Origin of the sequence: Streptococcus cristatus, assembly GCF_008369405.1 — a bacterium.
Taxonomy (GTDB): Bacteria; Bacillota; Bacilli; order Lactobacillales; family Streptococcaceae; genus Streptococcus; species Streptococcus cristatus_G.
The window spans coordinates 179,240-191,330 of sequence record NZ_VSJJ01000002.1 but is presented as its reverse complement, the minus strand read 5'-3'; the positions used below and the strand labels follow the sequence as shown (position 1 = coordinate 191,330).

Genomic DNA, 12,091 nt, shown 5'->3' with positions numbered 1-12,091 from the left:
CTTGCGTTGATCCGTAGTATCGTAATCAGTTCCCACTTCAGAACGTGGTGTATCCGTCACTTTCGGTGCGATAGTCACGCCGTCTTTGTTCTTGTACTCAACGGTAACATCACCATATTTCTTTTCTACCGGCTTTTCAACTTTGTCATAAACATAGACAACGCGGGTTGTTCCCTCAACAACCTGACCACTTTCTTGACCTTGTGTAGCATTGGTATCAATACGATAAGTTGTGCCATCATCCGCCGTAATGGTAGTTGGTTTGTGATCAGTTGTGTCATAGTAAGTACCAACCCGTGAAGTTGGTGTATCTACGACACGAGGAGAAATGGTGTTGCCTTGCTTATCTTGGTAATCAACAACAACATTACCATACTTCTCTACCGGCTTTTCAACTTTGTCATAAACATAGATAACGCGGGTTGTCCCTTCAACAACTCTACCACTTTCTTGACCTTGTGTAGCTGTGGGGTCAATACGGTAACTTGTTCCATCAGCTGTGGTGATCGTAGACGGTTTGTGATCAGTTGTGTCATAAGCCGTTCCAACTGATGTGTCTGGTGTATCCACAATACGCGGAGAAATGGTGTTGCCTTGCTTATCTTGGTAATCAACAACAACATTCCCTTTTACTTCTGTATAGTAGTTTGCTACGTTTGTCGTACCTAATTTTACTTTACCTGTTGTATTATTAGTTGATGACACATATTTATAGACCTTGCCATCCGCTGTTGTGATTCTGTCTTGGTGTGTTGTTGTATAGTCTTCACCAACAGGAGTTCCTGTAGGTTTGACCGTTTGAGTATTGGTTAGCTTAGTAGTAGTCCCTTGAATATAGTTATCAAGCACGACATTCCCTGCAAGGTTATACTCAACTAGGTTGTATTCAAGATCTGGTTTTACAAGTGTAAAGCGAGATGGTAATTTACTTGTAAGAGCTAGCCAATAACCTCTATCCCATTGAGACTTCCGTTGCATCACAAAAGAGATGGTATCTCCGCTTTCTGCTACACCAGCAATCCCCATCTTATAGAAATTTGGATCATCATAATCATCTTTAATGGCATGAGTTGGACTAGTTGCCGCCAAACGTCCATCGGCTTGTTTTTCAACCAAAGATCCGGTAATTTTTACTGGTCGGAAATTATAATCGGTAATACTTTCCTCATGCTTTAGACCAGCTAACCTACCCGTAGTAGGTTCTGTTTTCGTTAAACTCGTCATGGCTAAAATAGCTGGATTCGTCTTTGTGAATTGAATTGGATTATCATCAGAATCGTAAAAACGAATATTTACACGGTATCTAGACGGTGCATTAATTTTGTAAAAAGTATAAATTCCTTTTGTTGGATCTTTTTCTGCAAACCCCACGATACCGGTACTACCACTTATATTAGTAACTTCATAGACTACCTTAGAAATTTTCTTTCCATTATATGTTGAGTTTTGAAGATTGCTATAAGTAGCTGTGATAGTTTGATTGTTTTCAATTTTTGGAATAACGAAATTGCTCCCGCCACCTGAAAGTGTCGTTGTGAATGGTGCTACTGGGTTAGAACCAAATGTTCCACCACCTGCCACATATTCTTCATAGGACTGCGCTTTAGGCATATCCTTTTGCCCAAATTCTGTAGCACCACTAATAGATAGTTTTCCATTAGGCTCACTTTCAAACTTCAGACCTTGGCTGACTACTTCACTCAGATAACCGTCAGTACCCACATTTTCCTGAGCTTTTTTCAAATCAAGTTTGTAGGCATCTACCCCTGTCTTGATACGAGTTGCTTGTGTTTCCTCAAGAGTGTTGGCAAGGTCCTTTTTAGCATCTGATTCTACTTGGTTGTTTGCTGTTCCAATGTTTTCTGTTGGCTTTTGTTTTATATCAATGTTATAACCTTTTGCTTCAGAAACAGCATCTTTCAACTTTTGATTTTCCACAGTAACTTTTGGTTCTGTAGACTCAGCTGGAGCTGCTGGAGCTGCTGGAGCTGCTGCAGGTGCAGTGTAAGTTACAGGGGTTGTGTCACTAGCCGAAGAAGCCAATGCAGTTGGAGTTGATTCAGCTGCTGGGGAAGTAGCTTCAACTGGAGCAGTTGCATTCGCAGTTGGAGCGGTTGAATCCGTAGCAGTCGCTGGAGCCGCTGCTTCAGCTGATGCAGCCTGAGATTGTACTGCCAAACTAGTATCTGCCGCTGACGCTACAGCTGTTGTAGTCGTTGGTTCAGAAGATGATACTTCATCCGCCGATGCAGTTTTGTTATTGCTAAACATAGCAATAGCACCAAGAGCAATGACACCAATTGTACCATAGACTTTATTTTTACGAATAGATCCATGACCTTTGGTCTCACTATTGTGATTGAACATGCGCGTTCCTTCTTTCCTTTTTTATAATTAACCTATTATCCAATTTTCTCTCTCAAAAGGTTTAATTCGTTTAAACCCTAAGAGTGATAAAACGAACAGACCGATTGTTGCAAAAAGAGTCGTTGTTTCACCAAGCTCTGGCAACAATACAAATTTTCCATCACTGGACTTAACAGTAACAGTGCCGTCATCATCGGCTGTCCCACCTACTTGTGCTAGCGGAACGACTGATTGGGAACCATCAGAGTTTTGGACAACAGCACGACCCTTATCACTTCCGATGACTTGGAAACCTTTTCTCTCACAGGAAGAGCTAGCATTTGAGCTAAATCAAAGTCTACCAAGCTATCTTTTTCACGCTTTTCAGACTGTTCCTGTTTTCTTTCTACAAGTCTCTGTAGTTCTGAGGCGGCTGCTCTATTATCTGCATCAGTCAGTGAAGTTGCTACAGTGGCCATAGAAACTGCTGATGAGACTGATAAGTTAGCTGACGCTGTTGAAATCCCCGACGTCGGCTGCCAAGCTTCTGGAAGCACAGGTGACTCTGTAGGTGTGGATTCTTCAGAAGCAATCTGAGATTCCGTTTCTGTCGCTGGGGCTTCCAGATTTTCTGGTTCAACTGATGGATTGGACTCCACCGGTGGAACCTCTGGCTCCACTGACTCACCCTTATCAGGGTCAGTCGACTCAGGCTTCTCTGGCAGGACTTCCGAGCTCGGATTTACAGATGAATCCGCAGGAGCTGATTCACCAACTTCCATAGGTGGTGCTGGTTTTGCCGACGAAGCATCTGATTGCACTAGGCTTTTGCCATTTTCTGAGTCTGTTGATGCCGTAGACGTCGTTTTATCATCCGTTGTCGGCACAGTGGCGACCGGTGCCGAATTACTTGAGCGCTCCACATCACGAGCCAACACTGGATTTGCATACAAAGCAGATAATAAAACCGCCGTCGAGGTCAGAAAAACTTTATTTTTTTCATTATAAAGCATCCCCTCCATTCTCAAAATACATATATATGTTGCTGAAGCAACAGTATAAAATACCACTTATTTTAATGATAATAATATTCTTGTAATTTGTCAAGTTAAACATGTGACCCTAATCTAATGATTGTGTAAAAAATGTCATGAAATCGAGTGAAAACATAGACCTTTTTTACTTTCCTAATATATATTCTCTGATTTTATGTATAAAATGGACAGAAAATGAAGCGATGTGAGGCATTTTTTTATAAAAGAACGCTTACTTTTATCTATGTTCTATCCAATATTACTTTAAGATGGAGCTTCCAGCCATTTGACGTTCAGACGACTGAACTTACTTGACAGATTCTCAAATAAATACTAGAATGAAATGATAGAGACTTTTAACTAGAAAACATTAAGAGAGGAGGAAACTACTGTATGGCTTAATCGAGACGGAAAAAAAGAACACTGCTTTTTCCTATACTCCCTTTACTTTTCTCAGCTTTTTTTCCAGTAGTTGCGCACACCTCTATTGAAGGAGAGGCTGACGATCAGAAGAGTGAACTGATCTCTTCCAACCTCTCAACTAACGAAAAAGAGGGACAAGAACATTCAGATTCTGAAAGCCAACCGAACCAAGGAACGGACAGCAACACCTTCTCTTCAAGCACTCCTGCAGCTCCAGCTCTTTATAATAAAACATACGAATTTATCAGTGGCACCCCAAATAAGACTCTGCCTCCAGAAGTCCTGAAATACTTGCCACAAAATCAGGAAAATATCCAAAACGGAACGAGAGCAATCCCTGATCCGCCAAAAGAAAACCAAACAGAAATCCAGGTCCCATGAGGAAAATGGATTTTTAAAGGCTACGACAAAGATGCGGAAACTATCCAAGATAAAGATGCGCATTTTATTGGTAAATGGGAGTTTGAAGAAAAGCCAAAGCAGGAAACAAGTACCTCAAGCAAGGAGCACTCTACGAGCAGCAAACCTTCAAAAAAGGCGAAGACTGCATTCACCCTGACCTTGCCAGTCATCGGTAGCTTACTAGCCATGTTGCTTGCAACCGGATCTTTCTTTTTCTACCGCAAAAAGAAGCTGGGCACAACGCAAACCGAGGTTCCTGCCACTTCACCGACGACTCCACTTAAAAACTCTCAAAAACAAAATTTCAAAGCAGCATTGAGCCGTTTTTCATCAATAATAACCCTGCTGGGATTCCGAAAACGTAAAGAAACTGACGAGGATTCCTGGGATTAACATGTACGCTCACAAACTCTGATGTATCAGTTTTAAAGAATTCTAATTTAGTATAGCCGATAAAAGCAAGTTTTGATTTTATCGGCTTTTTATTATGTCACTGCTAATATGCTAAATATCTCCACTTTGGAAAACTCAGACCAGACAAGCTCTGATAGCTTCTAGTCATCTCATGATTTATTTTCTGATTTCTACTAGCCGACCATCTTTTGGGACATCATCTTAATTATTTTTGCAAAGTTTGTAACTTTTAGTTGACGTCCTGAAAAATATACGCTAAAATAGTAAGAGTTGCGGCGGTATAGCCAAGTGGTAAGGCACGGCTCTGCAAAAGCTTGATCGTCGGTTCAAATCCGTCTACCGCCTTTCAATACCTGATTATCAGGAATCAACCGAATGAAAAGCCCGTAAAATCGGGCTTTTTCTTTTCTCTTCGCTTATACTAGAACTAGGGCAAATAGGATAAAGTTGGTGGACAAACAGTCCTTCTGAGCAATTCAGAAGGATTTTACTATTTTACTTTCAATTCTGTACAGATTGCTTATTGTAATAGCTAACCGAAGGTTACTTGTCTCCTTTTTCTTCCTCCACAAGCCAACTCACATGCCAAAGTTATGACCTGAACTTACGGTAGCTGTTTTAATAAATCTGCTAGATCATATTGGTATAAAAGAATTCTATCGTAAACTTGTTTTTGCCATTCTTTAGCTAGAGTTCCGTCACTGTTGATAAAAAAGCTGGAATCCATATAGCGAATAATCATAAACTCAGAAGTTTTTTGATCGAAACCATTTCCTCGAGTAAAATCAATCCCTTTCCCCGTATTTTTAGTAACAATCGCTTCAAGCAAAGGCAAGGTTATTTCGTTACAAGGGAGTTTCATATCAGGAATGTCCCAAAATTTCTTTTTATCATTTCTGTACAGAGCAAGATTGGAAATCGTCCCATTTGTCACGCACTGTACTCTGCGAATGTCCTCAATATTGATTGTATTCTTTAAGCCATAGATGACGCCACTAGCAATACGAATTTCTTTTTCTTTCAGACTAAAAGCCAATGTTATATCAAGAGTCCTCAGATTATTTGGGAAATCTTTGGTAAGTTTGCTTGCTGCAAAGGCTAACAGTATTGACTTCGTTTCAAATATATTGTGGATATTATTGCGAATGGTCGTATCCGTATCAAATTCAGCCATATTCTTTCCGTTCTTATCTCGAAAAATGAGATTATAACTTGAATTAGAATTACAGTAACGAAGTGATAAGATAGTAGAAACTTTATCAAATGAAATATCAAGATTTTTATGTTTTCCATCTTGATAGGATAAGCCCTCATTTTTAACAATTAAAGTATGACCATCTTGACCACTAAATTTTATTTCTTGATTTTCAAAAATGGTTTTCATAAGTCCTCCTTAAACATCTTCTTGGTTATATCACTACTTATTATAACATTTTGAACGAATTCTGTATCCGTTTTCCTTACCATAAGCTAAGTTATTGAAACTATATTTATCTTATTTAAGTTCTAGATGGTGGAATCGATGTAAAATTGCACACAAAAAGAGCGGAAAATGCTTTCCGACTCCTTTTCATGCATTCAAAAATTATAATTCAGCAATTTGGCTGAGGTTGACTTCGGCCACTGTGTCATTTCCAAACATAGAGATAATCATCTTGACCTTATTATTGTCAATTTCAGTGATTTTGCCAGTATAGTTAGCAAAGGCACCGTCAATGATGCGAACTGTATCGCCCACTTTGACATTCAAGTCAAATTCTTGAACCGTTTGTCCCATGGAGATGAGGATATTGCGAATTTCTTCTTCCAAGAGCGGAGTTGGTTTCGAACGGTTTCCGTGTGAACCCACAAATCCAGTAACATTTGGTGTATTCCGCACGACAAACCAAGCTTCGTCCGTCATGACCATCTCAACCAATACATAACCTGGGAAGCGGTTTTCTTCGACCTCCTTGCTCTTGCCGTTCTTTTCGACCTGTACGGTCTGGGTTGGAATTTCCACGCGCAGGATATTTTCCAGCATATTATAGGTCTGGGCACGTTGCAAGAGATTTTCCTTTACCTTATTTTCATAGCCTGAGTAGGTTTGCAGTACAAACCAGCCTTTATCAAAACTGTCCATGTTTTGTCCTTTCCTAAATAAAAAAGCCTAGGGCTTCTGCTTGATATCTAGCCTTATTATACCATAAAATCTAAAATTACAAAGCATTTTGGTAAATATTTTAACAGACAAATAGAGTTGCCTAGGCAACTCTATCTTTCTTATGAAAACATGTTGATTATGCGGAAGAGACCGCTGGCAACTACCTTATCAAAAATATAGATAACAATAGCAAAGAATGCTGTGTATTCCATTACGGAAAGGAAATCAGTCCATCTTTCTTTACGGGTAGGCCAAGTTGTATCTCGTAGCAAAATGAAAACATCTTTAATGAATTTCACAACTATCTCCTATCTGGTTTCTTTATGCAGCGTATATTTACTGCAGTGTTTACAATATTTATTCACTTCTAGACGCGTAGGTTTTGGAGTGCTACTAAGTTTGATTGAGTAGTTTCGTGACCCACAAACTGTACACGCTAGACTCGCTTTTTTTAATGCCATGACGCCTCCATTCCCCTTATTATAGCAGTTTTCTGCTTCTTTGACAAGTTGTTTAGAAGATTATTGGAACCAGCCGGTGACGGTGTCCCAGAGATTTTTAGCTTTTTCAGAAATACCAGACTCATCAATAGCTTTCTTGGCATCATCTACTAGGTTTTGTGCCCGCTCTTGGACATCTTTCAGGAAGTCTTTGTTTTCGCTAGTCGTATTCGTTTCGCCAGTACCGTAGGTATCGACTGGGGAAATGCCGTTCTCAGCATAAGCATTTTTCTGACCTGAGAAGGACGTTCCTTCCGTATAAGGCAGGATGGTGTTGGCTACATTGCGGAAAATAGCCGAAGCTTCATTGGCACTCGTACCAGTCAGATAGTGAGTTTCATCCGTCTTAGGGAAGCCCAGCCATTGGCTGATAACCACATCTGGTGTGTAGCCGATGACCCACTGGTCTCCTGACAAATCAGGGTTAAAGTCAGTCTCTGTCGTTCCTGTCTTTCCAGCCATTGTATAGCCATAAGGAGCCGCATAGACTCCTGTCCCGTTTGAGAAGGTGCCCAGCATCATGCTGGTCATCTTTTCTGCGGTCGAGCGATTGAGGACACGGGTAGAAGTCTGCCGGTGCGTTTTAACAACCTGACCGCTGGCATTTTCTATCTTGGTGATGAGGTGGGCATCATTCATAACTCCATCATTCGCAAAGACTGAGTAGGCTTGAGCCATCTGAAGTGGATTGGTCGTCACTCCGCTTCCCAGAGCCACACCTAGATTCTGTTCTACCTTATCCATATTAAGGCCAAACTTTTTGCCATACTCAAAGGCCTTGCTCACGCCTAACTCATCCACTGTTGAAACCGCGGGAATATTGAGGGATTCAGCCAAGGCTTGATACATTGGAACCGTCGGTGAACTTTGGATATTGCCATAGTTATTAACCTTATAATCACCAAAAACTGTCCGACTATTATCTAGTTCCTTATCCGTTGACCAACCGGCTGCTATTGCTGGGCTGTAGGCCACCAAAGGCTTGATGGTCGATCCTGGACTACGAGCAGACTGAGTCGCGTAGTTGAAAGTCCGAAAAGCAGAGCCATCAGCGCTGTTGACACGGCCAACCAGAGCCCGAACACCACCCGTCTTAGGATCCAGCGCCACGCTTCCGGACTCGGCCCTCGTCCCGTCTTCAGCCAGTGGGAAGAGATCGACATTGCTATAAATAACCTGCATGCTAGCTTGGTAATTTTGGTCCAATTCGGTGTAAATCCGATAGCCGTTGTTGACGATTTCTTCTTCCGTCAGACCGTAATCATTGACCGCTTCATTGATAACCGCATCAAAATAAGATGGGTAGCGATAGTCTTCTGACTTACCTTCGTAAGCATCGACTAGCTGGCCTCCAATACCAACCGTCGCAGCCTGGTCCGCCGTCGCCTGATCAATGTAACCTGCCGCTACCATATTTTGAAGAACGGTGTCACGACGATTGGTCGCATTCTCAATTGAATACAGGGGATTATATATCTCTGGTCCTTTGAGCATGCCGGCTAGAACCGCCGACTGATCTAGACTGAGCTGACTGGCAGATACACCAAAATATTTCTTGCTGGCATCTTCCACGCCCCAAACCCCATTTCCAAAATAAGAGTTATTGAGGTACATGGTCAGGATTTCCTGCTTGCTGTATTTTTTGTTAATTTCCAAAGCTAGGAAAAATTCCTTGGCCTTCCGCTCAATGGTCTGATCCTGAGAGAGATAGGCATTCTTGGCCAACTGCTGCGTGATAGTCGAGCCACCGCCCGAACGACCTGCAGTCAAAATAGCTAGAAAGAAGCGACTGTAGTTAATCCCGCCATTCTTATAAAAAGAGCGGTCTTCTGTTGCAATCACGGCATTCTGCAAGTCCTGACTAATCGCGTCTAATTCGACATAAGTTCCCTTTTGTCCAGACAAGCTACCCGCTTCGTTTCCATCCTTATCATAGATCAAAGTCGTAGCTTTCAGAGCATTCTGCAAATCTTTGACATTAGTCGTCTTAGCTACATAAAAAAGATAGCCACCGACCACCAGACCAAAGGTCAGGCCAAGAATCAAGAATATCTTGGTCAGGTGAAATCTGCGCCAAAAACGGCGGAAGGGATGCTGAGAAAGAGGCTTTTTGCGGCTCTTGCCAGATCGGCTGTAGCTAAGCTCAAGAGCCTCACCTCCCAACTCTTCAGCAACCTTCTTCTGAGGCTGATCCGTTTTAAAAAAATTGACTAGTTTTTCAAATACATCATTTAATTTCTTCATAAAACATATTTTATCACCTTATCCATGTAGACACAAGGCACGAGTCCGCTGCTTTCTATTCTTTTTAGCTTTCTTTAAGGAAATAGCAGAGCTTCTTTCCTTTTCCAGCTAAGCATTTCCAAATGGGCTAGTTTTTGCTACAATGAAAACATGAAATTTACCATTACCCTCCCCTCAAGTCTATCTCATATGACCGTCAAAGAACTGCTAGAGGACCAGCTGCTCATCCCTCGCAAAATCCGTCACTTTCTCCGAACCAAGAAACACGTCTTGGTCAACGGTGAGTCTATCCACTGGCAGACTTTGGTCAAGCCTGGCGACAGCATTCAACTGACCTTTGACAAAGACGACTATCCAGAAAAAGAACTCCCTGCTGGTCAGCCTAGTCTGGTCGAAGAGCTCTATCAAGACGAACATCTCATCATTGTCAATAAGCCTAACGGCATGAAAAGCCATGCCAATGAGCCGACAGAAATAGCTCTGCTCAATCATGTTTCAAGCTATGTCGGTCAAACCTGCTATGTCGTCCACCGGCTGGACAAAGAAACAAGCGGCGCTATCCTGTTTGCTAAAAATCCCTTTGTCCTCCCCATTCTCAACCGCCTCTTGGAAAACAAAGAAATCTCCCGTGAATATTGGGCCCTTGCTCAAGGAAAATTTCCCAGCAAGACTATCGTTTATAAAGATAAAATCGGACGCAACCGCCATGACCGACGGAAACGCCTCGTTGATCCGAAAAAGGGACTCTACGCTGAAACTCATGTAATCCGACTCAAGGACTTTGGCAACACGACTCTGCTCAAATGTCAATTGAAAACCGGACGGACTCATCAAATCCGCGTCCATCTTGCCCATCATGGTCATCCCATCATTGGTGATCCCCTCTACCATCCTCAACCCCAAGGTCGCCTCATGCTCCATGCCCACCGCCTGACTTTCACTCATCCGTTCACACTGGAAACCATCAGCGTGGAAGCACCATCAGAGAGTTTTGAAGCGGAAATCAAACGGCACAGAAGCGAGGGTAAAAAGGGATAGCTTGCCTGATTGCCGAATCTCCAAGGCTAGCACTCCAGACACTCAACTAGCTGCAGCCTCTAGAAGAGTCAGATTTTTCCCCAAAAATATAAGTAGCTTCAAAGACGATTCCCTACCGGACATCGTCTTTTTCTTCTCCTCTATCTAGCAACTTAGCATGCCAGATATCAACAAGCAGCAATCTTATCTTGATAGGTCATCTACCTTGTATCAAATTGATTTCCAGTCCATACTTGACTATTAGTTCTTACTGCTGCAAGCCCCGAGCCGCTTTGAATCATCCTATCTGATCAAAGAATAATCACAAAGTCACAAGAAAAAGCTCAGCTAGGCCGAGCTTTTTGATTATTGATTTTTAAAGCGTTCTACATCACGCGCAATGACTAACTCTTCATCTGTCGGGATAACTAGAACTCTGACTTTAGCAGCTTCTGTTGAGATGTCTCCTGTTGCACCAAAGAAATTCTTCTCTGGATCGACATCACAGCCAAACCAAGAAATGCCTTCAATGACCATCTTACGAATCGTTACAGAGTTTTCCCCAATTCCGGCTGTAAAGATAATGGCATCTGCACCATTCAAAACTGCTAAATACTGACCAATGTATTTTTGAATACGATCTACAAAGATTTCGTTAGCCAACAATGCCTTTTCATCACCCGCACGCATAGCTGTATGGATGTCCCGCATATCGCTTGAGCTTTCAGAGATACCCAAAAGTCCAGACTCACGGTTCAGAATTCGACTGATATCCTCTGGTGTGTTAAAGTCATCTGTATGCTGCATCAAGTAAGGAATAATCGCTGGGTCAATATCACCCGTACGTGTTCCCATCATAACTCCACCAAGAGGAGTGAAGCCCATAGAAGTATCAACAGACTGGCCACCTTTAACTGCTGTAATAGAAGCACCGTTTCCGATGTGGCAAGTGATGAGTTTCAATTCTTCAATCGGTTTACCCAAAAGCTTTGCAGCTTCGTGGGCTACATACTCATGGCTAGTCCCGTGCGCTCCGTATTTACGAACCTTATTTTCAGTGTAATACTTAGTTGGCAATGGATAGCGATAAGCCTTTTCTGGCATAGTTGTGTGGAAAGATGTATCAAAAACAGCCACACTGGTAATGTCTGGAAGAATTTCCTTGAAAGCACGGATACCGTCAGCATTGGCAGGATTATGCAAAGGAGCCAATAGAGACAACTCTTCAATCTTCTCCAATACATCGTCCGTCACAAGAGCTGATTCTTTGAAATACTCGCCCCCAGCTACAACACGGTGCCCAACACCTGTAATTTCATCGTAAGATTGAATAATCTCAAACCGTTTCAAATCTTCCAATAAAATCTTTACAGCTTGAGTGTGGTCAGCAATATCTAAGGTTTGGCGTTCAGAACGATCATTAAATTTAACCGTGGAAATTGAGTCCTTGAGACCGATCCGCTCAATCAAACCTTTAGCCAGCACTTTTTCCTCTGGCATTGAATAAAGTTGCCATTTTACACTCGAACTTCCAGCATTAATAGAAATAGTTTTTGACATCTCGTCAC

At 42.0% G+C, this 12,091-nt stretch carries 10 protein-coding genes, 1 tRNA gene and 1 pseudogene; 4 read left to right on the top strand and 8 right to left on the bottom strand.

The features are described 5' to 3' along the window. Together FXF62_RS03880 and FXF62_RS03875 are read right to left on the bottom strand one after the other, a co-directional pair. Positions 1 to 2,367 (bottom strand): GbpC/Spa domain-containing protein (locus tag FXF62_RS03880; protein WP_187984224.1); only part of this gene is annotated, 2,367 nt, incomplete at its 3' end. Positions 2,368 to 2,582: 215 nt separating this feature from the next. Beyond that, positions 2,583 to 3,359, bottom strand: coding sequence for a prolipoprotein diacylglyceryl transferase (locus tag FXF62_RS03875; protein ID WP_149517714.1), 777 nt, complete (start codon positions 3,357 to 3,359; stop codon positions 2,583 to 2,585). Positions 3,360 to 3,803: 444 nt separating this feature from the next. Between FXF62_RS03875 and FXF62_RS10975 the strand changes: the two are divergent. The 3 genes and pseudogenes from FXF62_RS10975 to FXF62_RS03865 all read left to right on the top strand — a co-directional run. Then, positions 3,804 to 4,259: pseudogene (locus FXF62_RS10975) on the top strand (SHIRT domain-containing protein); the annotation flags it as partial. 132 nt (positions 4,260 to 4,391) lie between these two features. After that, positions 4,392 to 4,598: a hypothetical protein gene (locus FXF62_RS10845; RefSeq protein WP_149517713.1), complete on the top strand. Its 207-nt coding sequence runs from the start codon at positions 4,392 to 4,394 to the stop codon at positions 4,596 to 4,598. Positions 4,599 to 4,893: 295 nt separating this feature from the next. Beyond that, positions 4,894 to 4,964: transfer RNA gene (locus FXF62_RS03865), tRNA-Cys, on the top strand. Between the two features lie 259 nt (positions 4,965 to 5,223). Here FXF62_RS03865 and FXF62_RS03860 read toward each other — a convergent pair. The 5 genes from FXF62_RS03860 to pbp2a all read right to left on the bottom strand — a co-directional run bounded on the left by FXF62_RS03860 (position 5,224) and on the right by pbp2a (position 9,506). Further along, positions 5,224 to 6,003, bottom strand: a complete 780-nt coding sequence (locus FXF62_RS03860; protein ID WP_149517712.1) for a hypothetical protein — start codon at positions 6,001 to 6,003, stop codon at positions 5,224 to 5,226. A 201-nt stretch (positions 6,004 to 6,204) separates the two neighbouring features. Next, positions 6,205 to 6,741, bottom strand: coding sequence for a transcription termination/antitermination protein NusG (nusG, locus tag FXF62_RS03855; protein ID WP_015605908.1), 537 nt, complete (start codon positions 6,739 to 6,741; stop codon positions 6,205 to 6,207). Positions 6,742 to 6,881: 140 nt separating this feature from the next. After that, a complete protein-coding gene (gene secE / locus FXF62_RS03850) occupies positions 6,882 to 7,061 on the bottom strand; it encodes a preprotein translocase subunit SecE (protein ID WP_149517711.1) in 180 nt (59 codons plus the stop codon). Between the two features lie 9 nt (positions 7,062 to 7,070). Further along, positions 7,071 to 7,223 (bottom strand): 50S ribosomal protein L33, encoded by a 153-nt coding sequence (gene rpmG, locus FXF62_RS03845; RefSeq protein WP_015605910.1) that lies wholly within the window; start codon positions 7,221 to 7,223, stop codon positions 7,071 to 7,073. A gap of 60 nt (positions 7,224 to 7,283) precedes the next feature. Further along, positions 7,284 to 9,506 (bottom strand): penicillin-binding protein PBP2A, encoded by a 2,223-nt coding sequence (gene pbp2a, locus FXF62_RS03840; RefSeq protein ID WP_149517710.1) that lies wholly within the window; start codon positions 9,504 to 9,506, stop codon positions 7,284 to 7,286. A 150-nt stretch (positions 9,507 to 9,656) separates the two neighbouring features. On the opposite strand from pbp2a, the gene FXF62_RS03835 reads away from it, so the two are divergent. Then, the gene (locus tag FXF62_RS03835) at positions 9,657 to 10,544 is read left to right on the top strand and encodes an RluA family pseudouridine synthase (protein WP_149517709.1); all 888 of its coding nucleotides are present in this window, start codon (positions 9,657 to 9,659) and stop codon (positions 10,542 to 10,544) included. A 345-nt stretch (positions 10,545 to 10,889) separates the two neighbouring features. On the opposite strand, the gene FXF62_RS03830 is transcribed toward FXF62_RS03835, so the two are convergent. Beyond that, on the bottom strand, positions 10,890 to 12,083 hold the full coding sequence (locus FXF62_RS03830; protein WP_149517708.1) for an acetate kinase: 1,194 nt from the start codon (positions 12,081 to 12,083) through the stop codon (positions 10,890 to 10,892). Between the last annotated feature and the right edge of the window lie 8 nt (positions 12,084 to 12,091).

What these genes read in the sequence shown, in the direction of transcription:
- FXF62_RS03875 (WP_149517714.1), bottom strand. Translation starts at nt 3,359, where the DNA reads ATGCTTTATAATGAAAAAAATAAAGTTTTTCTGACCTCGACGGCGGTT.
- FXF62_RS03860 (WP_149517712.1), bottom strand. Translation starts at nt 6,003, where the DNA reads ATGAAAACCATTTTTGAAAATCAAGAAATAAAATTTAGTGGTCAAGAT.
- FXF62_RS10845 (WP_149517713.1), top strand. Translation starts at nt 4,392, where the DNA reads ATGTTGCTTGCAACCGGATCTTTCTTTTTCTACCGCAAAAAGAAGCTG.
- FXF62_RS03830 (WP_149517708.1), bottom strand. Translation starts at nt 12,083, where the DNA reads ATGTCAAAAACTATTTCTATTAATGCTGGAAGTTCGAGTGTAAAATGG.
- nusG (WP_015605908.1), bottom strand. Translation starts at nt 6,741, where the DNA reads ATGGACAGTTTTGATAAAGGCTGGTTTGTACTGCAAACCTACTCAGGC.
- FXF62_RS03835 (WP_149517709.1), top strand. Translation starts at nt 9,657, where the DNA reads ATGAAATTTACCATTACCCTCCCCTCAAGTCTATCTCATATGACCGTC.
- rpmG (WP_015605910.1), bottom strand. Translation starts at nt 7,223, where the DNA reads ATGGCATTAAAAAAAGCGAGTCTAGCGTGTACAGTTTGTGGGTCACGA.
- pbp2a (WP_149517710.1), bottom strand. Translation starts at nt 9,506, where the DNA reads ATGAAGAAATTAAATGATGTATTTGAAAAACTAGTCAATTTTTTTAAA.